General features: G+C 71.7%; 22 protein-coding genes. 13 read left to right on the forward strand and 9 right to left on the reverse strand.

The window, feature by feature from the left end:
- Positions 1-14 precede the first annotated feature (14 nt).
- From ACIOHP_RS11105 to ACIOHP_RS11115, 3 genes are read left to right on the forward strand one after another with little or no spacing between them, the layout of a single operon-like run.
- Positions 15-1,583 carry a 4-coumarate--CoA ligase family protein gene (locus ACIOHP_RS11105; RefSeq protein WP_361538466.1) on the forward strand — a complete coding sequence of 523 codons (1,569 nt, stop codon included), beginning with the start codon at positions 15-17 and terminating at the stop codon, positions 1,581-1,583.
- Positions 1,580-2,314: an enoyl-CoA hydratase family protein gene (locus ACIOHP_RS11110; RefSeq protein ID WP_401885729.1), complete on the forward strand. Its 735-nt coding sequence runs from the start codon at positions 1,580-1,582 to the stop codon at positions 2,312-2,314. Before ACIOHP_RS11105 ends, ACIOHP_RS11110 begins: the two co-directional genes overlap by 4 nt.
- The gene (locus tag ACIOHP_RS11115) at positions 2,302-2,916 is read left to right on the forward strand and encodes a TetR/AcrR family transcriptional regulator (protein WP_361538462.1); all 615 of its coding nucleotides are present in this window, start codon (positions 2,302-2,304) and stop codon (positions 2,914-2,916) included. Before ACIOHP_RS11110 ends, ACIOHP_RS11115 begins: the two co-directional genes overlap by 13 nt.
- 13 nt (positions 2,917-2,929) lie before the next feature.
- On the opposite strand, the gene pdxH is transcribed toward ACIOHP_RS11115, so the two are convergent.
- Positions 2,930-3,559, reverse strand: coding sequence for a pyridoxamine 5'-phosphate oxidase (gene pdxH, locus ACIOHP_RS11120; RefSeq protein WP_401886400.1), 630 nt, complete (start codon positions 3,557-3,559; stop codon positions 2,930-2,932).
- A 306-nt stretch (positions 3,560-3,865) separates the two neighbouring features.
- Here pdxH and ACIOHP_RS11125 point away from each other — a divergent pair, with 306 nt between their 5' ends.
- Positions 3,866-4,990, forward strand: coding sequence for a citrate synthase 2 (locus tag ACIOHP_RS11125; RefSeq protein ID WP_361538460.1), 1,125 nt, complete (start codon positions 3,866-3,868; stop codon positions 4,988-4,990).
- A gap of 81 nt (positions 4,991-5,071) precedes the next feature.
- Here the strand turns inward: ACIOHP_RS11125 and ACIOHP_RS11130 are convergent, their stop codons facing one another.
- The 3 genes from ACIOHP_RS11130 to ACIOHP_RS11140 form a co-directional block, all read right to left on the reverse strand.
- On the reverse strand, positions 5,072-6,100 hold the full coding sequence (locus tag ACIOHP_RS11130; RefSeq protein WP_401885734.1) for an isopenicillin N synthase family dioxygenase: 1,029 nt from the start codon (positions 6,098-6,100) through the stop codon (positions 5,072-5,074).
- A 453-nt stretch (positions 6,101-6,553) separates the two neighbouring features.
- Positions 6,554-7,144, reverse strand: coding sequence for a DUF4240 domain-containing protein (locus tag ACIOHP_RS11135; RefSeq protein WP_401885736.1), 591 nt, complete (start codon positions 7,142-7,144; stop codon positions 6,554-6,556).
- A 37-nt stretch (positions 7,145-7,181) separates the two neighbouring features.
- Entirely contained in the window at positions 7,182-8,093 is a 912-nt protein-coding gene (locus ACIOHP_RS11140) for an SDR family oxidoreductase (protein WP_401885741.1), read from the reverse strand.
- 140 nt (positions 8,094-8,233) lie between these two features.
- Here ACIOHP_RS11140 and ACIOHP_RS11145 point away from each other — a divergent pair, with 140 nt between their 5' ends.
- From ACIOHP_RS11145 to ACIOHP_RS11160, 4 genes are all read left to right on the forward strand, one after another.
- Positions 8,234-9,136 carry a LysR family transcriptional regulator gene (locus tag ACIOHP_RS11145; RefSeq protein WP_401885746.1) on the forward strand — a complete coding sequence of 301 codons (903 nt, stop codon included), beginning with the start codon at positions 8,234-8,236 and terminating at the stop codon, positions 9,134-9,136.
- A gap of 10 nt (positions 9,137-9,146) precedes the next feature.
- Entirely contained in the window at positions 9,147-9,353 is a 207-nt protein-coding gene (locus ACIOHP_RS11150; RefSeq protein ID WP_401885750.1) for a hypothetical protein, read from the forward strand.
- A gap of 31 nt (positions 9,354-9,384) precedes the next feature.
- Positions 9,385-9,789 (forward strand): GNAT family N-acetyltransferase, encoded by a 405-nt coding sequence (locus tag ACIOHP_RS11155; RefSeq protein ID WP_401886403.1) that lies wholly within the window; start codon positions 9,385-9,387, stop codon positions 9,787-9,789.
- A gap of 133 nt (positions 9,790-9,922) precedes the next feature.
- Entirely contained in the window at positions 9,923-11,305 is a 1,383-nt protein-coding gene (locus ACIOHP_RS11160) for a PAS domain-containing protein (RefSeq protein ID WP_361538446.1), read from the forward strand.
- Between the two features lie 27 nt (positions 11,306-11,332).
- On the opposite strand, the gene ACIOHP_RS11165 is transcribed toward ACIOHP_RS11160, so the two are convergent.
- Positions 11,333-12,088: an SIS domain-containing protein gene (locus tag ACIOHP_RS11165; protein WP_327717753.1), complete on the reverse strand. Its 756-nt coding sequence runs from the start codon at positions 12,086-12,088 to the stop codon at positions 11,333-11,335.
- Positions 12,089-12,414: 326 nt separating this feature from the next.
- On the opposite strand from ACIOHP_RS11165, the gene ACIOHP_RS11170 reads away from it, so the two are divergent.
- On the forward strand, positions 12,415-13,107 hold the full coding sequence (locus ACIOHP_RS11170) for a metal-dependent transcriptional regulator (protein WP_150947846.1): 693 nt from the start codon (positions 12,415-12,417) through the stop codon (positions 13,105-13,107).
- 586 nt (positions 13,108-13,693) lie between these two features.
- The gene (locus ACIOHP_RS11175; protein WP_361484977.1) at positions 13,694-14,635 is read left to right on the forward strand and encodes an alpha/beta hydrolase; all 942 of its coding nucleotides are present in this window, start codon (positions 13,694-13,696) and stop codon (positions 14,633-14,635) included.
- Between the two features lie 112 nt (positions 14,636-14,747).
- Here ACIOHP_RS11175 and ACIOHP_RS11180 read toward each other — a convergent pair whose 3' ends face one another.
- Genes ACIOHP_RS11180 through ACIOHP_RS11190 form a run of 3 tightly spaced genes read right to left on the reverse strand, consistent with a single transcriptional unit; the run spans position 14,748 to position 17,803 of the window.
- Positions 14,748-16,340, reverse strand: a complete 1,593-nt coding sequence (locus tag ACIOHP_RS11180) for a transporter (protein ID WP_401885760.1) — start codon at positions 16,338-16,340, stop codon at positions 14,748-14,750.
- Positions 16,337-17,110 (reverse strand): ABC transporter ATP-binding protein, encoded by a 774-nt coding sequence (locus tag ACIOHP_RS11185; protein ID WP_361484981.1) that lies wholly within the window; start codon positions 17,108-17,110, stop codon positions 16,337-16,339. The genes ACIOHP_RS11180 and ACIOHP_RS11185 overlap by 4 nt, the downstream gene beginning before the upstream one ends.
- A 30-nt stretch (positions 17,111-17,140) precedes the next feature.
- Positions 17,141-17,803: a bifunctional DNA primase/polymerase gene (locus tag ACIOHP_RS11190; RefSeq protein WP_361484983.1), complete on the reverse strand. Its 663-nt coding sequence runs from the start codon at positions 17,801-17,803 to the stop codon at positions 17,141-17,143.
- A gap of 256 nt (positions 17,804-18,059) precedes the next feature.
- Between ACIOHP_RS11190 and ACIOHP_RS11195 the strand changes: the two genes are divergently transcribed.
- Together ACIOHP_RS11195 and ACIOHP_RS11200 are read left to right on the forward strand one after the other, a co-directional pair.
- A complete protein-coding gene (locus tag ACIOHP_RS11195) occupies positions 18,060-19,445 on the forward strand; it encodes a transcriptional regulator (RefSeq protein ID WP_361484985.1) in 1,386 nt (461 codons plus the stop codon).
- Positions 19,446-19,647: 202 nt separating this feature from the next.
- The gene (locus tag ACIOHP_RS11200) at positions 19,648-21,192 is read left to right on the forward strand and encodes a hypothetical protein (RefSeq protein ID WP_401885771.1); all 1,545 of its coding nucleotides are present in this window, start codon (positions 19,648-19,650) and stop codon (positions 21,190-21,192) included.
- Between the two features lie 45 nt (positions 21,193-21,237).
- Here ACIOHP_RS11200 and ACIOHP_RS11205 read toward each other — a convergent pair whose 3' ends face one another.
- The gene (locus ACIOHP_RS11205) at positions 21,238-22,545 is read right to left on the reverse strand and encodes an ABC transporter substrate-binding protein (RefSeq protein ID WP_401885774.1); all 1,308 of its coding nucleotides are present in this window, start codon (positions 22,543-22,545) and stop codon (positions 21,238-21,240) included.
- 117 nt (positions 22,546-22,662) lie between these two features.
- Between ACIOHP_RS11205 and ACIOHP_RS11210 the strand changes: the two genes are divergently transcribed.
- Positions 22,663-23,163, forward strand: coding sequence for a hypothetical protein (locus ACIOHP_RS11210; protein WP_361538435.1), 501 nt, complete (start codon positions 22,663-22,665; stop codon positions 23,161-23,163).
- The last annotated feature ends 27 nt before the right edge of the window (positions 23,164-23,190 follow it).

The raw sequence follows: 23,190 nt of genomic DNA on the forward strand, positions 1-23,190 counted from the left end.
GTCTTGGAGGAACCGTGTTCCGCAGCGAGTACGCAGACGTCCCCCCGGTCGAACTCCCCATCCACGAGGCCGTCCTGGGCCGGGCCGCCGAGTTCGGCGACAGCCCCGCCCTCGTCGACGGCACGAACGGCACCACCCTCACCTACGCCCAGCTGGACCTGTTCCACCGGCGCGTCGCCGCCGGTCTCGCCGAGGCGGGGGTGGCCAAGGGGGACGTCCTCGCGCTGCACAGCCCCAACACGATCGCGTTCCCCACGGCGTTCTACGCCGCCACGCGCGCGGGGGCCACCGTCACCACCGTGCACCCGCTCGCCACGCCGGAGGAGTTCGCCAAGCAGCTCAAGGACTCCGCCTCCCGCTGGATCGTCACCGTCTCCCCGCTGCTGGAGACCGCCCGCCGGGCGGCCGAACTCGCGGGCGGCGTCGAGGAGATCTTCGTCTGCGACAGCGCGCCGGGACACCGCTCGCTCCTCGACATGCTGGGCTCCACCGCCCCGGAACCGGTCATCGACATCGACCCCGTGGAGGACGTGGCGGCACTGCCGTACTCCTCGGGCACGACCGGCATCCCCAAGGGCGTCATGCTCACCCACCGCCAGCTGGCCACCAACCTCGCGCAGCTCTCACCCGCCCTCGCGGTGGGCCCCGGCGACCGCATCCTCGCCGTACTGCCCTTCTTCCACATCTACGGTCTGACGGCCCTCATGAACGGGCCACTGCGCAACGGCGCCACCGTCGTCGTCCTGCCCCGCTTCGACCTGGAGACCTTCCTCGCGGCCATCCAGAACCACCGCATCACCGGCCTGTACGTCGCCCCGCCCATCGTCCTGGCCCTCGCCAAGCACCCGCTGGTCACCCAGTACGACCTGTCGACGCTGCGCTACATCATCAGCGCCGCCGCCCCCCTGGACGCCAAGCTCGCCGAGGCCTGCTCGCAGCGCCTGAACCTGCCGCCCGTGGGCCAGGCGTACGGCATGACGGAACTCTCGCCCGGCACCCACGTCGTCCCCCTGGCCGCCATGCGCCACGCGCCCCCCGGCACGGTCGGCCGCCTCGTCGCCGGCACCGAGATGCGCATCGTCTCCCTCGACGACCCCGACAAGGACGTCGGCGTCGCGGAGGACGGCGAGATCCTCATCCGCGGCCCCCAGGTCATGAAGGGCTACCTGGGCCGCCCCGACGCCACCGCCGCCATGATCGACCCCGACGGCTGGCTGCACACCGGCGACGTCGGCCACGCCGATGCCGACGGGTGGCTGTTCGTCGTCGACCGGGTCAAGGAACTCATCAAGTACAAGGGCTTCCAGGTCGCCCCGGCCGAACTCGAAGCGCTCCTCCTCACCCACCCCGGCATCGCCGACGCCGCCGTCATCGGCGCCTACAACGACGACGGCAACGAGGTCCCGCACGCGTACGTGGTCCGCGGGCCCAACGCCACCGACCTCTCCGAAGGAGAGGTCATGATGTACGTCGCCGAACGCGTCGCCCCCTACAAACGCGTCCGCCAGGTCACCTTCATCGACGGGGTACCGCGGGCCGCCTCCGGGAAGATCCTGCGCCGCCGACTGAGGGAGCTCCAGTGACACTGATCGGCCGCGCACACGCGCGGGGTATCCAGACCCTCACCCTCGACTCGCCCCACAACCGCAACGCCCTGTCGGCCGCGCTGGTGGGCGAGCTGGCGACCGCCCTGGCCGAAGCGGAGAAGGACGGCGACGTACGCGCGATCGTCCTCACCCACACCGGGAACACGTTCAGCGCCGGCGCCGACCTGAAGGACCCGCCCGACCCCCATGCCCTGGTGGGGCTGCTGCGGCAGATCATCGCGCTGCCCAAACCGGTCCTGGCCCGGGTCACCGGCCACGTCCGCGCGGGCGGACTGGGCCTGCTGGCGGCCTGCGACATCGGGGTCGCGGCCACCGGGTCGAGCTTCGCCTTCACCGAGGTACGGATCGGGGTGGCCCCCGCGGTGATCTCCCTGCCGCTGCTGCCCCGCACCGACCCCCGCGCCCTCGCCCGCTACTACCTCACCGGCGAACGCTTCGACGCCGCCGAGGCCACCCGCATCGGCCTCCTGACGGCGACCGGCGACGCCGTGGACGACGTACTGGAACCCCTCCTGGACGGCCTGCGCAAGGCGGCCCCCGAAGCCCTGGCGGAGACGAAACAGCTGCTCACCGCTAGGGTGCTGGAAGCCTTCGACCGGGACGCGGCCGACCTCACCGCACTCTCGGCCCGCCTGTTCGCCTCCGCACAGGCCCGCGAGGGCATGACGGCCTTTCTGGAACGACGGGATCCCGCATGGGCGCTGTGAGCACGGTCGGCGACCGTGTGGAACGTACTCCCAAACAGGACCGCAGCCGGGCCACCCGGCAGCGGCTCCTGGAAGCCGCCGTGGCCTGCCTCGCCGAACACGGCTGGGCGGGCTCCACGGTGTCCGTCGTCGCCGAACGCGCGGGCGTCTCCCGAGGCGCCGCCCAGCACCACTTCCCGACCCGGGAGGACCTGTTCACGGCGGCGGTGGAGTACGTGGCGGAGGAACGCTCGACGGCTCTGCGGGCGCTCTTCCCGCAGGGTGCGACGGCCGACCGGCGGACCGTGGTGGCAGCCCTCGTCGACCTCTACACCGGCCCCCTCTTCCGCGCGGCCCTGCACCTGTGGGTCGCCGCCTCCAACGAGGAGCAGCTCCGCCCCAACGTGACGGAACTGGAGGCGCGCGTCGGCCGCGAGACCCACCGCATCGCGGTGGAGCTCCTGGGCGCGGACGAGTCCAGGCCCGGGGTACGGGAGACGGTCCAGGGCCTGCTGGACATGGCCCGGGGCCTGGGGCTGGCCAACCTGCTCACGGACGACGCGGGGCGCCGGGAACGCGTCGTCGCCCAGTGGGCCGTACTGCTGGACGACGCGCTGGGCTGAACGCCCCGGCTCCTCAGGGACTGAGCCGCTCCACCCGCCAGCTCCCGTCCGGCTCCGCCACGTACCGCAGCCGGTCGTGCAGCCGGTTCTCCCGGCCCTGCCAGAACTCCACCGTCTGCGGCGCCACCCGGAAACCACCCCAGTGCGGCGGCACCGGCACCTGCTCGCCCTCCGGATAGCGGGCCTCGAGCTCGGCGTACGCCGCCTCCAGGTCCGCCCGTGTCGCGATCACCGACGACTGGGCGCTGGCCCACGCCCCGAGCTGCGAACCGTGCGGGCGGGTCCGGAAGTACGCAGCGGTCTCGTCCCGCCCGGTACGGCGCGCGACACCCGTGACGACGACCTGCCGGGCCATCGGATGCCACGGAAAGAGCAGCGAGACGTACGGATTCTCGGAGAGGTCACGCGCCTTGCGGGAGTCGTAGTTCGTGTAGAAAACGAACCCCTGCTCGTCGAACTGCTTCAGCAGCACCGTACGAGAGGTGGGCTTGCCCTCCGCGTCCGCCGTGGAGACCACCATGGCGTTCGGCTCGAACAGCTGCGCCTCCGTCGCGGCCTGCTTGAACCAGCGCGCGAACTGCCCCACGGGCGTGGCGGCGAGTTCGCTCTCGGCGAGCCCCTCGGCCCGGTACTGCTTGCGCATGGCGGCGGGATCGGGGAAGGGAACGGGATCGCGGGAGACGGCGTCTGCGTCGGTCACGCCGTCATCTTGCCGTATGGAATCCGCCGGAGAGCCGGTCGGGGCCCACCGCACAAGGGTGGCACTCAGTGCCGCAAGTACTCCCCAAAGGTGGCACTCGGGGATATGGTGCAGATGCCGCCGCGGTGGGGTGACCACCCGCCGTACGGGGCATCACAGGGCCAACCGACCATCCGGAGCCGTCCCCTCCGCAGGTCGCCCCCGGACCGCCCGACAAGACCAGTCGCACACATCATGAGGAGCCGCCTGATGTCCGACCTCGACCCCGGCTTTGACCCCGGTTTCGTACCTGGCCTCGAAGGAGTCGTCGCGTTCGAGACGGAGATCGCCGAACCGGACAAGGAAGGCGGCGCCCTGCGGTACCGGGGCGTCGACATCGAGGACCTGGTCGGCAACGTCTCGTTCGGCAACGTCTGGGGCCTGCTCGTCGACGGCGCCTTCCGCCCCGGCCTGCCGCCCGCCGAGCCCTTCCCGATCCCCGTGCACTCCGGCGACATCCGAGTGGACGTCCAGTCCGCACTCGCGATGCTCGCCCCCGTCTGGGGCCTGAAACCCCTCCTCGACATCGACGAGGCCCAGGCCCGCGACGACCTCGCCAGGGCGGCCGTCATGGCCCTGTCGTACGTCGCCCAGTCCGCCCGCGGCCAGGGCCGCCCCATGGTCCCGCAGAGCGAGATCGACAAGGCCCAGTCCGTCGTCGAACGCTTCATGATCCGCTGGCGCGGCGAACCCGACCCCAAGCACGTCGCCGCGGTCGACGCCTACTGGACGTCCGCCGCCGAGCACGGCATGAACGCCTCCACCTTCACGGCCCGCGTCATCGCCTCCACCGGCGCGGACGTCGCCGCCGCCCTCTCGGGCGCCGTGGGAGCCATGTCCGGCCCGCTGCACGGCGGCGCCCCCTCCCGCGTCCTGCACATGATCGAGGAGATCGAACGCACCGGCGACGCCGACGCGTACGTCAAGCAGGCCCTCGACAAGGGCGAGCGCCTGATGGGCTTCGGCCACCGCGTCTACCGCGCCGAGGACCCCCGCGCGCGCGTGCTGCGGCGCACGGCCCGTGAGCTGGGCGCGCCCCGCTTCGAGGTCGCCGAAGCCCTGGAGAAGGCGGCCCTGGCCGAACTGCACGCCCGCCGTCCCGACCGGGTGCTCGCGACCAACGTCGAGTTCTGGGCGGCCATCGTCCTCGACTTCGCCGAGGTGCCGGCCCACATGTTCACGTCGATGTTCACGTGCGCGCGTACGGCGGGCTGGTCGGCGCACATCCTGGAACAGAAGCGGACGGGGCGGCTCGTGCGGCCGTCCGCGCGGTATGTGGGGCCGGGGTCGCGCAGTCCGCAGGACGTCTCGGGGTACGAGGACATCGCCCACTGAGAAGGGTGCCTGAGGGGCGCGGGCGGCTGCGGGCCGTATGTGGCTGGTCGCGCAGTTCCTCACGCCCCTTGGGGCGTTGATCTAGGCCGGAGTCAGCAGGGTGCCGTGGTGGCGCTCCGCCACCAGCGGGTGCGCCCGCAGCTTGCCCTTCAGTTCGTTGTAGCCGTACTCCGCGAACAGCGGGTTGGTGGGGTCGTCGGAGACACCGGGCGCGGCAGAGGCGTACGGGAAGGCCAGCGGCTCCACGCGCGCGTCGAGACGCGGGTTGTAGAAGAACGGGACGGAGAACCGCTCGGTCGCCCCGGGCGGGGAGACGACCCGGTGATTCGTGGCGACGAGATACCCGTTGGTGGCCACCTCCAGCAGCTCACCGAGGTTCACGACGAACGCCCCGTCCAGCGGCGGCACATCGTGGAACCGCCCGTCCTCGCGCTGCACCTGGAGCCCGCCGACCCGGTCCTGGAGCAGCAGGGTCAGGAACCCGTAGTCCTTGTGGGCACCGACCCCCTGATCGGCACCGTCCCCCGCACTCCCCGGATACCTCACGAGCTTCAGATGCGGATGGGCGTGCGCCCCGAAGATCGGGTCGTAGAAGTCTGCGGGCGCCCCGATGGAAGCGAGCAGCTCGTGCAGCAGCCGCTCGGCGACGGAGCTGAGCCGTTCGACCCACCCCAGCGCGGCGGTCCGCAGCTCGGGCAGTGAGCCGGGCCACTGGTTGGGCCCCTGGAGCCACCAGTAGGCGGGCTCATCGGCACCCGGTATGCGAGCCTCCCGCTCGGCCCCGATGTCGAGCTGGTCCCGCCAGTCCCTGCTGCCCCCCGTCCGCTCGTCGCCGGTTCGCGTGTACCCACGGAAGTGCGGCGAGCGGACGTTGTCGATGGCGAGTCGCTCCTCCTCGGGAAGCGCGAAGAACTTCCGCATGGCGGAGAGCAGGGAACCGACCTCCTCCCGGCTGACCCCATGCCCGACGAGCTGGAAGAACCCCACGTCATGGGCGGCACTGTGCAGTTGGGCACGGAGCAGCGCACGGGCTTGGGGGCCGCGATCGGCGGCGGAGAGGTCGATGATCGGGAGCTGCTGGTACGACGGATGCGTCGACACGTTCGTCATGGAGTTCGTCCACAGGAAGAGAAGGGGGAGCACAGCAGGGAACGGCAGCGGGTGGCTGCGTCAGAAAGGGGCCGGAAGCTCAGATGGAGCGTCGACAGCCCATGCTCGTGACGCGGACGTAGTCCACGTGGCGGCGTCGAACGAGCGAAAGCATGAGGTCAGAGTACTGCGCGCCGCAAGAAACGCGGGTGTCGCAGATCACTCCCGAAAATCCTCCAGGAACGCAGACGACCCGCAAGCTCGGGTCCTACCGCCTGAGCGGGGGAGCCGGCCGGACGTACCGGCGAGCTTGCGGGTCGGGTGACTGCTTGGGATTGGGCCGGCTGCACGCTTCTTTCGCGCACTGGTCCGGCACCGCACTGAATGTGGTGTCGGGCTGCTAGCCCGCAGCCACCTCTTCCGTCCGGTTTGAATACATCTGCCGAACCACCTCCCTTCTGAAGTAGCAGCAGCCTAAGAACTCGTCGGCGTCCGATCAACCGCTTTTTCGGAAAGGAAGAGCAAGGCGAGTCGGGGCAGCCGTCGCCGCATCTCGTCATCGTCGTCGAAGTCGAAGTCCTCGCCCATGTCGGTCTCGGCGCGGGTCTCGGGACGATCCGCCGCGTACTGTCTCCAGGCCTCGTAGAAGGCCTCGCCGTCTCCGGTGATCCGCTCGTAGGCGTCCGAGGCGCAGTAGTTGGCGTCCTCGTGGAAGAGCGTCCGGTCCTCGAAGTCGGCGGCCGCGCCGACGACCTCGGCATGATCCGCGAGGCTGTCCGGCACGGCGGCCGCCCGCTCGTACCACTCGCGCCCCTGGGCGATCAGCCCCGCACGGAAGTCCGTGAAGCTGTCGTCGGAGCAGCCGCCGCCGATGAGGTAGGCGGCGGCCCACACGTCCCAGCGGTAAACGGCGCCGTGGAGCGCGTCGAAGCGCTCCTGGTACCGCAGGATGTCCTGCGGCGAGCGGCGGGCCAGCAGGTCGACCAGTGCCTCGTGGAAAGGCAGGCCTTCCGTCGTCTTCGAGCGCGCTGTCTCGACGATGCTCCAGAACTCGTCCGTGTCCATGGCGGGAACTGTGCCAGGAGGGTCTGACAACGGCCCCTCAGAGCTTGCTCGTCCGCCCGTCCTCGAAGTAGTGCCCCTCCGCCAGGTCCGCGAGCAGCCCCGCCTCCTCCGGCTTCCAGCCCAGCCGCTGCCGTGTCAGGGCGCTGGACGCCTGGAGGTTCAGGGAGACGAAGTGGCTGATCCAGCCGAAGTGGGCGGCGGCTTCGGCGGGGGGTATTTGGACGACCGGGAGGTCCAGTCCGTGGCCTATGGCGGTCGCGAGGGCGTGGAAGGGCACGCCCTCGTCGTCGACCGCGTGCAGCCGGACGCCCGCCGGGGCCTTCTCCAGGGCCAGCCGGAACAGACGGGCCGCGTCGAGGCGGTGGACGGCGGGCCAGTGGTTCGTGCCGTCGCCAACCATGGCCGACACGCCCCGGTCGCGGGCGATGTCGATCAGCTGGGGGACGAACGCCCCGTCGCCGCGGCCGTGGACGGACGGGGGGAGGCGGACGAGCGTGGCGCGTACGCCGCGTTCGGCGAGGGCGAGGGTGGCTTCCTCGGAGGGGACGCGGAAGGGGGCCACGGACACCGGGTCGGCCGGGTCCTCCTCCGTGGCGAACACACCCGGCGGGACCAGGAACACCGAGGTCGTCACGAGGGGCTTGCCGGTGCCCTCGAGTGCCGTGCCCATCGCGTCGATGGCGTGCAGGTCGATCGCGCCCGAGGCGGCGATGTCGGAGAAGTCGTGCTTGAAGGCCGTGTGGATGACGCCGTCCGCCGCCGCGGCGCCACGGCGGAGGCTGTCGAGATCGTCGAGGTCGCCGCGGTGCACCTCGGCCCCCGCGGCCGTCAGCGCCGCGGCGGAGGAGTCGGAGCGGGCGAGGCCCACGACCTCGTGACCCGCGTCGATGAGTTCGCGTACGACGGCGGAACCGACGAACCCGCTGGCGCCGGTGACGAAAACGCGCATGGTGATGCCTCCGAGCAGAGGGATGGTGTCTGGGATGTCCTCATCGTCCGGAGCGGCTGCCGTCCGCGTCCAAAGCCTGTTTCTCATCGAGCAATACGGTTGGGGCATCACCACAGCTCAAGCCTGGATAGGCTCCCCGTATGACCGACCTCGACCTCCGCCTGGTCCGGTACTTCACGGTCGTCGCCGAGCATCGGCACTTCGGCCGCGCGGCCACGGCCCTGCACATCACCCAGCCGTCACTGAGCCGGCAGGTGCAGCGGCTGGAGCGGCAGTTGGGCGCCCGACTCCTCGACCGGACCCCGCAGGGGACGCGGCTGACGGAGGCCGGGGAGACCTTCCTGCCCCATGCCGAAGCGCTGCTCCGCGCGGCGGCGCAGGCGGCCGCACACACGCGTGCCGCCGCCCGGCCGAACCGCATGACGGTCGGCTTCACCTCGGGCCTCATCGTCACTCCGGCGGTACGGGCGGTTCGCCACCGCTACCCGGACGCCGACGTACAGACCACACACCTGAACTGGGACGACGTATGCCCGGCCCTCCTCGACCACCGGGTGGACGCGGTCGTGACCCGGCTGCCGTTCCCCACCGACGGCCTGCATGTGACGGTCCTCTACGACGAGCCGCGCGTCCTGGTCGTCCCGCTGGACCACCGGCTGGCCGGCAAGGACTCCGTCACCCTCGACGACATCGCCGACGAGCCGCTGCCCCGGACCGCGGATCCGGTGCGCAGCGCCTTCTGGCGGTTCGAGCCCCGGCCGGACGGGCGCCCGGCACCCGACGGGCCGCTCATCGCGGCGATCGAGGACAAGCTGGAACTCGTGGCCTCCGGCGAGTCCCTGGCGGTCTCCGTCGTCTCCGTCGGGAGGGCCCTGCGCCACGACCTCACCACGGTCCCCCTGGACGGCGTCGAGCCGAGCCATGTCGTCGTCGCGACCCGGGCCGGGGACCGGGGCCGCGTGGTGACGGCCTTCCGCAAGGCGGCGAGAGAGCACCTCACGGCCCCGGAATCCCCATGGACGGATCAACGGCACGGCTCCTAGCGTTCGCCCCATGACAGAGCGACTCGCGATTCTCGGCGGTTCGGTGTTCGAGGAACAGATCGGCTACGCCCGGGCCGTCGTCGACGGCGACCGGGTGCACGTGTCGGGGACGACCGGGTTCGACTACGCGACGATGATGATGTGCGGGCTCTCGGATCCTCGTATGAAGATCGAGATTGAGGTGTCCGCGCGGCGGGGAGGTGGATCTCGTGCCTGATGTCCGAATAGAGCCCGCCGTGGGCGACGCCATGCTCGAGCAGTGGCGATACGTCCACAACGTGATCATCCCGGCCGACGAGCTAGACCTCGCCACGGTGCGGGAGCGCGGCACGCGCTACCGGCTGGAGAACGCGTACGTCGGTGACGTGCTCGTCGGCTGCTCCACCGTGCGGCCCCCGCAGGGCGGGGCGGCGACCGTCATCGCGCGCGTGCTGCCCGAGCACCGGCGGCAGGGGTTCGGGACGGCGCTGTACGAGAACGGGCTCGCCCACGCACGCGTGCTGGGCGCCACCACGATCGAGACCTGTGTCCTGGCCGTCAACGAGGACGGTCTGCGCTTCGCCGAGAAGCACGGATTCACCGAGGTCGAACGCTATGCGCTCCCGCCCGAGACCGACCTGTGGGTCGACCTCAGGCTGGATCGGGCACCGTAGAGACAGAAGCGGCGTACAACGATTCCCCCAACTTGCGGGAACCCGGTGTGTGCTGCGTCACGTTCCAGTTAGATGATTGCAAGTGAGCGAACCGACGTGCCGTACGGACGGATGCAGCCTGCAGGGGGTCCAGGTGAGTGCTTCGCGGCGTAGTGGGACCACCGACGAGCTGGGGCCGAACGAGCCCGAACAGCCCGACGGCGCGGATCTGCTCGCCGCCCTGCTCGACGGCATGGACGCGGCACTGTGCGCCTTCGACGCCGATGGCGTCGTCACCCACTGGAACCGCGAGGCCGAACGGATCCTGGGCTGGACCGCGGCGGAGGCGGTGGGACGGCAGGGATTCGCCGGGTGGGCGGTGCGCAGCGCGGACGCCCAGGAGGTCGAGGGGTGGCTGCAGTCCGCCATGCGGGCTCCCGGACGGCAGGTGCACGAGTTCGCCCTGCTGACCAAGGAGGGCGGGCGGGTCCTCGTACGGACCCAGTCGGCGGCCGTACGCGGCCCCGACGGGAAGCCGGCCGGGGTGTACTGCGCCTTCAGCGAGGTGCACGCGCAGATCGACCTGGAGCGGTCCATCGCACTGAGCGAGGCCCTCTTCGACGACGCCAGCTGGGGTGTCGTGCTGGTCGACGCCGATCTACGGCCCGCGGTGGTGAACGCGCACGCGGCCCGGGCCCTCGGTGTCGGCCGTACGTCCGTCCTGGGACGGCCCCTCGGGGAACTGCTCGCGCAGGGCGTCGAGGAGCTGGAGAGCGCGCTCACCCATGTGCTGGCCGAGGGCGCGCCGCCCGCACCCGCCGAGATCTGGGTGAGCGTGCGCACCCCCGAGGGCGAACAGCGGCGCTGCTGGCGCTGCGGCTTCGTGCGCCTGGCCTCGCCGCTCGCCGAGGAGCCGGTGCCGCTGGGCGTCGGATGGCTCTTCAACGACGTCACCGAGGCCAAGCAGGCCGAGCAGGAGGCGTCCCTGCTGCGCTTCCGCACCAACCAGCTGCACCGGGCGGCCCGCGCGGCCGCCGAGTGCGAGGACCCGGCCGAGGCCGCGACGGTCCACCTCGACTTCGCCCTCGCCGGCTTCGCCGACCACGCGCTGATCGACCGGGTGGCGGGGGAACCGGCCGCCGAGTCGGACACACCGGTACGGCTGGTACGGGTCGCCTCGACGCCCTCCGGGGCGCCCGGCCCGAGCCTGCTGACCGGACAGGCCGGGCTGCCCGTGCGCTACGCCGAGGGGCATCCGGCGCTCCAGTGCGTGGACCGGACGGGCGCCGTACGGGCCAGCGTGGGGGCGGTACCGCCCGAGAAGGCACGCGAGTGGGCCCTGGCCCGCCAGTGGCCGGGGGACGCGGTGCACGCGCTGTGCGCGGTCCTGCGGAGCCGGGGGCGGACGCTGGGGGTCGTGACGTTCCTGCGGGGCGCCGGGCGGAGCCAGTTCGAGCGGTCCGACGCGGTGTACGCGGAGGATGTGGCGGTGCGGATCGCTTCGGCGCTGGACCTGGCGGGGGTGCTGCGGCGGTGAGGTGACATGCCGTCCTCCCGTCGCCCGCTAGTGCCGGTAGAAGATCCGGTCCCCGTACTCCTCGAACACCCGCGCGTTCCACGCCAGCCCCCCGTCCACGTTCCCCGACCGCAGCATCGGGGGCTCGATGCCCCGTGCCGCCAGGTCGGCCGCCGCCGTTGCCACGGTGGCCTGGAGGAGTGCCGAGGTGACGACCGTGGAGGCGGGGGCGAAGGGGGCGGGGACGGTGTCGAGGGTGAGTTCCGCGTCGCCGATGGCGATCTTGGAGTCGAGGACGACGTCGCAGTGGTCCTTGAGGTAGGTGCCGGAGGAATGGCGGGGGGTCGTCTCCGAGGCGTACGCCACCGAGGTCACGCCGATGACCTTCACGCCACGCGCGCGTGCGCTCATCGCCATCTCGACGGGGAGGGCGTTGCGGCCGGAGAGGGAGATGATCACGAGGGTGTCGCCCGCGCGGAGCGGGGAGGAGTCGAGGACGGCGGTCGCGAGGCCGTCGACGCGCTCCAGGGCGGAACCGAGCGTGGCGGGCATGACGTCGACGCCGACGACACCGGGGACGGTGAGCAGGTTCATCAGTGCGAGACCGCCGGCGCGGTAGACGACGTCCTGCGCGGCGAGCGAGGAGTGCCCGGCGCCGAAGGCGAACAGCCGGCCCCCGGCGGCGACGGTGTCGGCGAGGAGGGCCCCGGCCGCGTCGATGTGCTCGGCCTCCTCCTCGCGGACCCGCTGCAGCAGGCCGATCGCAGCGTCGAAGAACCGGTCGGCGGGCGTGCCGTCGCTCATACGGGCCCCTTCGGGTCGGCTGTGTCGCGGATCACCGTGCGGTCTGGACCAGTGCGGTGTCAATACGGCGGGGCCGTACCGTGGCGGCCCGTTCGCGAACCCTCCTCCGTCCGGCACCGACGCCACCGCATCGCCGACGCCGAGCGCGCCGCACCGCCGTACGGCCTCCCGCGCGGCCCTCGGACAGCCCCCCGGGTCGCTGTCGAAACCAGCTCGTTTCACCGGCGCGGCACGGTTGTCAGTGCTATGCGTCAGAATTGAGGCCAGGGCCAGCGCACACGCCGCGAAGTCGTTGCGCTTCCGGCAGATCTCATCGAGGGGCACGTATGTCCGGACTGATCGACACCACGGAGATGTATCTCCGCACCATCCTCGAGCTGGAGGAGGAAGGTGTGGTCCCCATGCGCGCCCGGATCGCCGAGCGGCTCGACCAGAGCGGGCCGACCGTCAGCCAGACGGTGGCGCGGATGGAGCGCGACGGGCTGGTGTCCGTGGCGAGCGACCGGCACCTGGAGCTGACCGACGAGGGACGCCGGCTGGCGACGCGCGTGATGCGCAAGCACCGGCTCGCGGAGTGTCTGCTCGTCGACGTCATCGGGCTGGAGTGGGAGCAGGTGCACGCCGAGGCGTGTCGCTGGGAGCACGTGATGAGCGAGGCCGTGGAGCGGCGGGTGCTCGAGCTGCTCCGCCACCCCACCGAGTCGCCGTACGGCAACCCCATCCCCGGTCTGGAGGAGCTCGGCGAGAAGGACGGCGCCGACCCGTTCCTGGACGAGGGCATGGTGTCGCTGGCCGACCTGGACCCGGGTTCGGAGGGCAAGACGGTCGTCGTCCGGCGGATCGGCGAGCCGATCCAGACGGACGCGCAGCTGATGTACACGCTGCGCCGGGCGGGCGTGCAGCCCGGTTCGGTGGTGAGCGTGACGGAGTCGGCCGGCGGGGTACTGGTGGGCAGCGGGGGCGAGGCGGCCGAGCTGGAGGCGGACGTCGCGTCGCATGTGTTCGTCGCCAAGCGCTGACTGTCGTACGCCTTCCGTCGGGTGTTCTGTCGAGTGTTCAACTGCCGGGACGGCAGAGGCAGTTGCGGCATCCCGATGATCTCGTCGATTCCAAGATTCACTGTGCCGAATCGCAGCGCTCGGACGCCCCGCGTGCGAGGCTGTCGCGTGAGGCATATGACCTGAGGGGGCGGGGAGGATGCGCCGCAGACGTGTGGAGGGCCCCGGCGCCGTGTGGCGCCGGGGCCTGTCCTCCCCTGTGCTGACCCGGAGCCCCGAGCTCCCAGGGTCATTCCCCTCGGACCGGTTTCCCCGACCGGTCCGCCTCCCGCTGAAGATCTCCCCTCGGCGGCGACGATCAATCCTTGAGCAAGGTCACTCAAACGAGGGGTGTTGTCGGCGGAAGCCGCATTCTCGAATGGGCTTTCGATAGCCTTCGGGTGACACGTCGGGCGGAACGTGCGCTTCAGGGAGGGGGCGGCACGACAGCAGGCACGTCAGACAGGGCAGGCAGCACACGGTTCACAGGACCGGCCGGCTCGGCGTCCTTCGGGGTGCGGTGCCGGAACGGACTTCGACGAACCCGTTGAGGGGGGTGCCAGGACCAATGGCGCGGCGCATCGACGTGACCGGGGCGGGCGGCGTACGTCTCGCGGCCTGGGAGTTCGGCGACCCTCCCAAGCCCGACCCGGCAAGGGACGCGACGGAGCACGGCCTCCGGGAGAACGGTGAGACAGCCGGGCGACGCGTCGGTCAGCGGACCGCACAAGGCGCCCTGGACCCCTCGCCCGGCGTGCTCTTACTGCACGGCCTCATGGGCCGCGCCTCCCACTGGGCCTCCACCGCCCGCTGGCTCTCCGAACGCCACCGGGCCGTCGCCCTCGACCAGCGCGGCCACGGCCGCAGCGACAAGCCCCCGCACGCCTCCTTCACCCGCGAGGCCTACGTCGAGGACGCCGAAGCGGCCCTCGAACAGCTCGGCCTCGGCCCCGCCGTCCTCATCGGCCATGCCATGGGTGCGCTCACCGCCTGGCAGCTCGCCGCGAAACGGCCGGACCTGGTGTCCGGAGTGATCATCTGCGACATGCGGGCCTCCGCGCTCGGCGCGGCCTCGCAGCGGGAGTGGGCGGACTGGTTCAAGGCCTGGCCCGTGCCCTTCGCCACCCTCGCCGACGTACGCAAGTGGTTCGGGGAGGACGATCCGTGGGTGGAGCGGCCCAATCCGGCGCGGGGGGAGTTCTACGCCGAGGTGATGGCCGAGTCGCCGGACGGGTGGCGGCCGGTGTTCGAGCATGAGCAGATGCTGAAGTCCCGGGAGCCGTGGGTGTTCGACGCGCACTGGGAGGAGCTGGCGCAGGTGCGGTGCCCCGCGTTGGTCGTGCGCGGGCTCGACGGGGAGTTGGGGCGGGCGGAGGCACAGGAGATGGTGCGGGTGCTGCCGCGGGGGGAGTACGCGGAGGTCGCTGATGCGGGGCATCTTGTTCATTACGACCAGCCGGATGCGTGGCGGGCTGCGATCGAGCCGTTCATCGACGGGCTGACGGGGTGATCGGTGCCTGAGGGCTCGGGGGGTTCTGCCGGGGGGCGGGTGCGGGTTCGTCGTGGCTGGTCGCGCAGTTCCCCGCGCCCCTGAGGGCGTTACGGGCACCCTGCGAGGATGCTCAGCCCTTGCTCACCGCCGCCAGGATCTCCGGGAGCCGTGCCGCTGTCCTCGGGGCCGCCAGGCGGAGCCCCAGCAGTGTGATGCCCGCCCCGTACACCGCCCCCACCGGGAGCAGCAGCCACGTCCAGTCGTCCCCGTTCGCGCTGACGTTCAGCCAGATCGTCAGGACGATGACGGGGGCGCACAGCAGGGCCGCGCCCACCATGCCGCCGAAGATCGAGATCCAGGCCAGCCCGGCCTGGCCGGGGGCCACGTTCTTGTAGCCCTCCTGCGGGATGGAGTACGGGAAGCGCGCGGAGGCCCACGCGCCCGTGGCCAGCATCGCGCCGAGCAGAGCGAAGGACAGGCCGAGCGCCTCGGGCAGTCGCGCCCAGTCGCCGAGCAGCGCCGTGGTCAGGACGGTCACCAGGGTGGCGTACGGCAGGGTGATCAGCAGCAGGGCCAGCGCACGGCCGCGCAGCTCGACGTAGGCGTCCCGGGTCGAGGAGATGGTCAGGGCGACGATCCAGAACGCGGAGGTGTCCTGGCCGAACTGGTTGTACATCTGGATGCCGAGCATCCCCGCGGCGAAGCAGGCGAAGTAGATCGAGCCGGTGCCCTGCAGCGCGTTGAACACGGGCACGATCAGGCCGATCGCGAGCGAGGTCACCCACGCCGCCTTGGTCTTCGGGTCGCGCCAGATGTACCGCAGGCTGCGCTCCACGACCGTCCCCGTGCGCCCGGTGGGCAGCAGCCGCCCGAGGCCGGTCGAGGTCCGCTCGCGCGAGGCCGACTCGCCGGCGGACTGCAGGGTGGACCCGTCGGGGGCGGTCATCAGCAGGGTCAGATGCCGGGCCCATACGGCGATCAGGCCCGCCAGCGCCCCCGCGCTCAGCGCCAGTTGGACGACCGCGACCCCGTACGACCCCTCGCTCACCGACTCCACCGCCCCGATCGCGGAAGCCGGCGGCACCCACCGCAACACCTCGCCCGCCGGATCGAGCTCCGCGAGCCCGCTCGAACCCAGCCGCTGCGCGCCGAAGTTGACGAGCTGCGCCCCGATCGCGATGACCAGCCCGCTCAGTACGGCCAGATCCCGGCCCTTACGGCTGGTCAGCAGCCGGACGTTGGCGGCGGCGACGGCCCGCGCGAGTGCCACGCACACCAGCAGCGCCAGCACGACCGCGACGACGCCGACGGCGTACGCGAGTCCGCCGTGCGCCACCGAGATCGCGGACCCGACGAGCAGGCACAGGGTGAACAGCGGCCCGATCCCCACCAGCGAGGCCGCGAGGAGCGCCCGCACCAGTGGCCGGGGGCGCAGCGGGAGCATCACCAGGCGCGTCGGATCGAGCGTCTCGTCCCCGCCGGGAAAGAAGAGCGGCATCACCGCCCACCCCAGCGCCAGCACCGCCACCAGCAGCACGACGACGGACACGGCGTGCTCGTTCCCGCGCAGGGCGATCAGCCCGAGGAGCTGGAGCGCGGCGAACAGCAGGGTGACGACCGCCGACGCGATGTACGCGGCCCGCCGCCCGCCGGACTGCTTCAGCCCGTTCCGCAGGAGTGACAGCTTCAGCCGTACGACGACGGCGGTGACGTCGGCGCTCATCGTGCCGCCCCGCCGCCCAGCCAGTCGAGATCGGACGCGGTGTTCCGCCCGCCCGCCCCGACGAGTTCCAGGAAGGCCTGTTGGAGCGAGGGCGCGGCGCCGCGCACGTCGGCGAGGGGGCCGTGCGCCCGGATGCGTCCCGCGGCCATCACGGCCACCCAGTCGCACAGCGACTCGACGAGCTCCATGACGTGGGAGGAGAAGACGACGGTCGCGCCCGACGCCGTGTACCGCTCCAGCACCCCGCGGATGGTCTGTGCGGACACGGGGTCGACGCCCTCGAACGGCTCGTCCAGGAACAGCACTTCGGGGTTGTGGAGCAGGGCCGCCGCGAGCCCGATCTTCTTCCGCATCCCGGTCGAGTAGTCGACGACCAGTTTGTGCTGCGCGCCCGCCAGGTCGAGGACGTCGAGGAGCTGGGTGGCCCGCTTGTCGACCTCGGCGCCGGGCAGTCCGCGCAACCGCCCGGAGTAGGCGAGCAGTTCCCGCCCGGAGAGGCGTTCGAAGAGGCGCAGTCCTTCGGGAAGGACGCCGATCCGGGCCTTCACCTCGACGGGATCCCGCCAGACGTCGTGCCCGACGACCTCGACGGAGCCCTGGTCGGGCCGCAACAGCCCGGTGATCATGGAGAGGGTGGTGGTCTTCCCGGCCCCGTTGGGTCCGACGAGCCCGATGAACTTCCCGGCGGGCAACTCCAGATCGATCCCGGCGACGGCGACCTGCTGGCCGAACCGCTTCCAGAGCCCGCGCACACTCACTGCCGACGTCATGGAAGCCAACCTAAGGGGCGCGGAGACCTTTTAGCGGTCCCGCCCGCACGCGTAGGCGAGCGGAGAGATCAACTCCTCCGCGTCCGGCAGCCACCTGTTGGCGGGCGTGGGCCTGCAGGCCCACTGCACGGCCCCGCTGGACCCGTACCGCGTGGGGGGCGCCGCCACGAACGCGCCCTCGCCCAGCGCGACCAGGTCGAGCGACGACGGCGTCCAGCCGAGCTTGCGCACCAGGTCCGGCACCTTCACCGAGGCACCCGGCAGCACGAGGAAGTGCATCCGGCGATCCGGCGACAAGGTCACCGGCCCCAGCGTCAGCTCCATCCGCTCCATCCGCGCCAGCGCCAGGAACCCGGCGGTCTCCGGGACGGAGATCGCGTCGAAGGTCCGCCCGGTCGGCAGCAGGATCGACGCGAGCGGCTGCTTCGACCACAACCGGCGCGCGACGGTCGCACTGCCCGTGGCCTGCGTCGCCCAGTCCTCGCGCGTGGGGTGTGCGCCGGGGGCGGCGCACGCCGCGTCGCCGCAGGAGCAGTGCTGCACCCCGTCGACGGCTTCCAGCCAGGTGCCGGGGAACACGTCCCAGTGGCGCTCCTCGGCGTAGCGTACGGCGGTCTCCAGCAGCGATTCCCCGCGCTGCTTCGGAATCTGGGCGGCTTCGGTGCTCGCGATCGTCTCTTCCACGCCCAACACAACTCCCCCCGCCACCTCGGGTTACGGCCGTACCGCGCGCGGGGGAAGCGCATCGATTCCGCATCTGGGGCGCATGGATGCATGTGTGGGGGCGCGCAGGAGGATCTGCGGTGGGAGGTGGGTAGCCACATGCGGGGTGGCTTCCGTCCTTTACCCCGGCAATCCTCACATCCCTCGCATTTTCCGTATGTCCGCGGGGCATTGATCTTCACGGCCGGATCTTTTCGCTCTAGGGGTTGTTCCCAGGGGGTACGCCATGGCCGCAAGGCCTCTCGTCGCGCGGCAGCCGAACGAACGGTTGCAGGCGCTCATCCAGGAAGCGGGTTGCTCGAACGCCGGGCTGGCCCGTCGGGTCAACATGTGCGGTGCCGAGCACGGTCTCGATCTGCGCTACGACAAGACGTCCGTGGCGCGTTGGCTGCGCGGGCAGCAGCCGAGGGGACGCGCCCCGGCGATCATCGCGGAGGCGCTGGGCCGCAAACTCGGCCGTACGGTCACGATCGACGAGATCGGCATGGCCAACGGCAAGAACCTCGCATCGGGCGTCGGCCTCCAGTTCTCGCCGACCGTGCTGGGGGCCATCGAGCAGGTCTGCGAACTGTGGCGCAGTGACGTGGGGCGCCGGGACTTCCTGTCCGGCTCCTCGGTCGCCGCGTCCGCGCTCGTCGAACCGAGCCGCGACTGGCTGATCTCCTCGCCGGACTCGCAGGTGGCGCGGCAGGCGGGACCGCGGGTGGGCCAGTCCGACGTGGCGGCCGTGCGGGCGATGACCCAGGCCCTCGTGGAACTCGACCACCAGTACGGCAGCGGCCATGTGCGTCCGGTCGTCGTGCACTACCTCAACAGTGTCGTCAGCGGGCTGCTCGCCGGGTCGTACCGGGAGGCCGTGGGGCGTGAACTGTTCGCCACGGTCGCACGGTTGACGGAGCTCGCCGGGTACATGGCGATCGACACCGGACAACCGGGGCTGGCGCAGCGGTACTACATCCAGGCCCTGCGGCTCGCGCAGGCGGCGGGGGACCGCGGCTACGGCGGATACGTGCTCGCCGCGTCCATGAGCCATCTCGCCGCGCAGCTCGGAAACCCGCGCGAGATCGCGCAGTTGGCGCGCGCGGCGCAGGAAGGGGCGCGCGGGCGCGTGACACCGCGGGCGGAGGCGATGTTCCACGCGGCCGAGGCGCGCGGGCACGCGTTGATGGGCGATGCGCGGGCGGCGCAGCTGGCCTCCGGGCGGGCGGTGGGAGCGCTGGAGGCGGCGGATCCTTCCTCCGGGGACGATCCGGCGTGGATCGCGCACTTCGACGAGGCCTATCTCGCCGACGAGTTGGCGCACTGCCACCGGGACCTCGGGCAGGCCGAGGCGGCGGCACGGCGGGCGCAGGAGTCGCTGGACGGGCTTCCCGAGACGAAGGCGCGGCGCCGGGCCATCGGCTATGTGCTGCTCGCCACCGCGCAGGTCCAGCAGCGCGAGATCGAACAGGCCTGCCACACCGGGCTGAAGGCCGTGGAGTTGCTGGAGACCGTCCGCTCCAATCGGGGCGCCGAATACCTGGAGGACTTCCAGCAGCGGCTGGAGCCGTTCCAGGACGAGGCCGTGGTAAGGGAGTTCGGGGCGCGACTGGAGTTGCAGGCGGCGGCGTGAAACCCCGGGGTACGGGGGCGTGAACACACGGGAAACGAAGGTTCCGGAGGTGAAAGGAGCGTCTGTGTAGCGGATGCGGGCCCGGTTTTGTTACCGCGGTCACAGGGACACCGGTCCAGTCCTGTGCTGCGTGGCACCGGGCTCGGGGGACCCGGTAGCGTGAGCCGACGATTCACAAGGTCCCCCATTCGTAGGAGTCCCGGTGACGCAGAGTGGACAGGGCGAGGAGCCCTCGCCGCGCGTGGCGCGCGAAGGCATCGTGCTGCCCTCCGACGGCGGCGAACCGCTGCTGCCGGGCCAGACGGGCGGACCCGGCGGCTACCAGTCCGCCCCGCACCCCCCGAACCCGTCCCCCGCGCCGCCGCCCGGCGGTCAGGCCTGGGGCACCCCGTGGGGGCCCGAGCAGCAGACGCCCGCCCCGCAGCAGGGCGAGGGCTGGGGCGCACCGCAGGAGCAGCAGTGGGGTGCGCCGGACCCGTACCAGGCGCAGGCCCAGCAGTGGGGCGCCCAGGACGCGTCACAGCCGCTGCCGCAGCCCGGCGGCTACGACAGCGAACAGCCCACCTCGTACTACCTGCCGCCGGTGAACCAGAACACCGCGGGAGGCTACGGCGCTCCCGGCGCCCCGCTGCCGCCCGCGACCGACGCGTACGGCATGCCCGCCGGACACGGCGGTGCCACCGGCGTACCCCTGCCTCCGGCGGACGAGGGCGCCACGCAGTACATCCCGCCGGTCGCCGCGTCCCCGGACGAGGGCGCGACGCAGTACATCCCGCCGGTCGCGCCCGGGGCGCTGCCGCCCGAGGTGCCCGCGCCGGGGGGCTCGGAGCAGACGCAGTTCCTGGGGCGGGCCCCGCAGGGCGGCGGGCCGCTGCCGCCCGTGTCCGGGCCCGACGCCGAGGCCACGCAGTACATCGCGCCCGTGCCCGGGCAGCACGGTGGGGAGCGGCAGCCGCCCGCCGAGTTCGACAACCTCTTCCGCAGCGGGCCGGGCGGGGAGAGCCCGGCGGGGGCCACGCAGCAGCTGCCGCGCTTCGAGCAGGCGCAGCCGCCGCACGCGGGGCACCAGCAGCCGTCGTACGGACACCGTGACCACCACGACGACGGTGGTGGCCGCGGCGGCCGCAACCGCTCGCGGGTGCCGGTCATCGCCGCCGTCGGTATCGGTATCGCCGTCCTCGGCATCGGCGCGGGCGCGCTGCTGGCCGGTGGCGGCGGGGACGACGGTGACGGCAACAAGACCGTCGCCGCGACCGCGCCGGCGAGCGAGTCCGCCTCGCCGTCCGCCGACCCGGCCGAGGCGCAGGCCGTCGAGCTGGACAAGCTGCTGGCCGACAGCGGTGACAGCCGGTCCTCGGTGATCAGCGCGGTGGAGGACGTGAAGGCCTGCAAGAACCTCGGCCAGGCGGCCAAGGACCTGCGGGACGCGGCCACTCAGCGCAACGACCTGGTGACCCGGCTGTCCACCCTCTCCGTCGACCGGCTCCCGAACCACGCCCAGCTGACCACCGCCCTCACCAAGGCGTGGCAGGCGTCCGCGTCGGCCGACAACCACTACGCGGCGTGGGCCGACCAGACCGCAGGCAGGAAGGGCTGCAAGAAGGGCCAGGCGCGCACCACCCCTCAGACCCAGGCCGGCAACACCGCGAGCGGCGAGGCCAGCACGCAGAAGATCACGGCGGCCAAGCTGTGGAACGCGATCGCGAAGACGTACGGCCTGACCGAACGCAACCGCACCCAGCTGTGACGGACGGGGGCCGCTGTTCGCGGCCCCCGTTGCCCGCTCCCGGGCCTAGCTCACGTCGGCGTTCACCAGCGTCTCGCGTACGTCCGTGAAGCCCTTGCGTGCCGCGACCAGCCGGCCCTTGCGTACGGCTTGCAGCGTCACCTCGGTGTTGACCAGGCGCGGCAGGCCGATGGCCCCGAGACCGTTCTTGTAGTCCCAGTCGAGGGTCGGGGTCAGTCCGCCCGTGTTGACCTTCAGACCGTCGTCGAGCGCCTTGCGCACGGCGGTCGACGTGAGCTCGCCGTCGCCGAGCGAGTCGACGGCGGCCTTGAACACGGTGTACGCCAGCCAGGCGGTCTGCACTCCGGCGTCCGCGGGATCGATGCGGTTGTCGTCGAAGGCCTGCTCCTTGATGACCTTCTTCATCGGATCCCAGCGCTGATCGGTGACGACCGGGTACCAGCCGGTGATGTACGAGCCCTCGTAGGGCCCCGACGCCCCGCCAGAGGCGTCTATGACCGTCTGGTCGACGCTGCCGAGGACCGTGCCGGTGCGTACGTCGGGAAAGTCCTCGCGGGCGCGCCGGAAGGAGTCCATGAAGGTGCTGGTGCGGTCCCCGAGCGCGGGCAGCACACACCCCTTCTTCACCGGGTCGCCGGTCGTGCGGGCGAGGGCGCGCTCGGACTGCGCCGAGTACTCGGTGGCGTCCTCCGCGGCCAGCTGGTCGTCCGCCACGGCGTGGCCGGAGGCCTTCAGACCGGAATCCAGCATGACGTGGAGTTCGTCGCCCGCGATGCTGTCGGGGCGGACCAGCGCCACGGGCCCGCAGCTGCCGCCGAGTTCCTTGCCCAGGCCGGCGAGCAGGCTGGGCTGGCCGCCGTTGACGGGGTAGGAGGCCACGCTGTCGAACTCGGCGTTGGTGATGCCGTAGCCGCCGATGTAGGGGATGTCGGCGCCCTCGAGCGTCGGGAAGAACGCGTCGCCGTACTGGCTGTAGGAGCCGACCACCGCGACGACCTCCTCGTCGACCGCGCGCTGGGCGCACTTCGCGGCGGAGACGGCGTCGTTGTGGTCGTTGCAGACCAGGACGGAGAGCTTGCGGCCGTCGATGCCGCCGTGCGAGTTGATCCAACGGGCGTACGCCTGCGCGAAGGCGGGCATACCGGGCTTGTTGGTGGCGCCGGTGTTCATCGGGGCCCAGGTCATGACCTTGATCGGGTCATCCCCGGAGCCCCCCGTGGCACCGGGGATGACCCCGCAACCGACGGTCAGTGACGCACACGCGGCCAGTGCCGTCGCCGCGAGGGCGGTGGCTCTGACGGGCGGGTGGAGCCTGGGGAGGAAGGTGCTGCGGATGCGTCGCCTGCCGGTCATGGGCACACACGCTTCCGCCACATGACCAACCCGGGAGTGACTTACGGTCAACAGTCGGTGACGCGAAGGTGAATTGCGGGGGGCGGTGAGGCGGGTGTGACGAGGAACGTACGATCGATGACCGTGCAAGGTTCGGAGAACTCTTCCCGTCGCGGCCGTCGCTCATCCACCATGGGCGACATGCCACTGAATGACATGCCGTGGTGGCGCTGGCGCAGCAATGTGCGCTCCGCGCTGCACATGCTCTCCGACCCAGGGTTCCAGCGGGACGTCTGGCTGGCCGGTGTCGAGGGGTACGGGGACGTCACCGACGCCGTGTACCGCCTCGTCGAGGACACCTGGCTGGACAACTGGTCCGCCGAGAAATACGTCGGCACGATCTTCCGCGACTCCCAGGAGTCGGCCCTCGTCGACACCGCGGTCCTGCGGGTGCTGCGGATCATGCACCAGGTCGGCCCGGACGCGCCCGTCTCCGCCTACGTCGACCACCCCGGGTGGCCGGAGGCGGTACGGGCCGCGCGCGACGCCCATGTGCGGATGGCGACGGCCGACGGGGACGACCCGGACCAGCCGCCACGCTCGCTGCACGTGCTCCAGCTCATGACCCGGTCCGCGTGACGGACGCGTTCTCTGCGGTGCCGGCCG

Source organism: Streptomyces sp. NPDC087859 (assembly GCF_044742595.1).
GTDB classification, from domain to species: Bacteria; Actinomycetota; Actinomycetes; order Streptomycetales; family Streptomycetaceae; genus Streptomyces; species Streptomyces canus_F.

Coding starts and splice junctions, on each gene's coding strand:
- ACIOHP_RS11115 (WP_361538462.1), top strand. CDS start 2,302: ATGGGCGCTGTGAGCACGGTCGGCGACCGTGTGGAACGTACTCCCAAA.
- pdxH (WP_401886400.1), bottom strand. CDS start 3,559: ATGCGCAAGCAGTACCGGGCCGAGGGGCTCGCCGAGAGCGAACTCGCC.
- ACIOHP_RS11125 (WP_361538460.1), top strand. CDS start 3,866: ATGTCCGACCTCGACCCCGGCTTTGACCCCGGTTTCGTACCTGGCCTC.
- ACIOHP_RS11130 (WP_401885734.1), bottom strand. CDS start 6,100: ATGACGAACGTGTCGACGCATCCGTCGTACCAGCAGCTCCCGATCATC.
- ACIOHP_RS11135 (WP_401885736.1), bottom strand. CDS start 7,144: ATGGACACGGACGAGTTCTGGAGCATCGTCGAGACAGCGCGCTCGAAG.
- ACIOHP_RS11140 (WP_401885741.1), bottom strand. CDS start 8,093: ATGCGCGTTTTCGTCACCGGCGCCAGCGGGTTCGTCGGTTCCGCCGTC.
- ACIOHP_RS11145 (WP_401885746.1), top strand. CDS start 8,234: ATGACCGACCTCGACCTCCGCCTGGTCCGGTACTTCACGGTCGTCGCC.
- ACIOHP_RS11150 (WP_401885750.1), top strand. CDS start 9,147: ATGACAGAGCGACTCGCGATTCTCGGCGGTTCGGTGTTCGAGGAACAG.
- ACIOHP_RS11155 (WP_401886403.1), top strand. CDS start 9,385: ATGCTCGAGCAGTGGCGATACGTCCACAACGTGATCATCCCGGCCGAC.
- ACIOHP_RS11165 (WP_327717753.1), bottom strand. CDS start 12,088: ATGAGCGACGGCACGCCCGCCGACCGGTTCTTCGACGCTGCGATCGGC.
- ACIOHP_RS11170 (WP_150947846.1), top strand. CDS start 12,415: ATGTCCGGACTGATCGACACCACGGAGATGTATCTCCGCACCATCCTC.
- ACIOHP_RS11175 (WP_361484977.1), top strand. CDS start 13,694: ATGGCGCGGCGCATCGACGTGACCGGGGCGGGCGGCGTACGTCTCGCG.
- ACIOHP_RS11180 (WP_401885760.1), bottom strand. CDS start 16,340: ATGAGCGCCGACGTCACCGCCGTCGTCGTACGGCTGAAGCTGTCACTC.
- ACIOHP_RS11185 (WP_361484981.1), bottom strand. CDS start 17,110: ATGACGTCGGCAGTGAGTGTGCGCGGGCTCTGGAAGCGGTTCGGCCAG.
- ACIOHP_RS11195 (WP_361484985.1), top strand. CDS start 18,060: ATGGCCGCAAGGCCTCTCGTCGCGCGGCAGCCGAACGAACGGTTGCAG.
- ACIOHP_RS11205 (WP_401885774.1), bottom strand. CDS start 22,545: ATGACCGGCAGGCGACGCATCCGCAGCACCTTCCTCCCCAGGCTCCAC.
- ACIOHP_RS11210 (WP_361538435.1), top strand. CDS start 22,663: ATGACCGTGCAAGGTTCGGAGAACTCTTCCCGTCGCGGCCGTCGCTCA.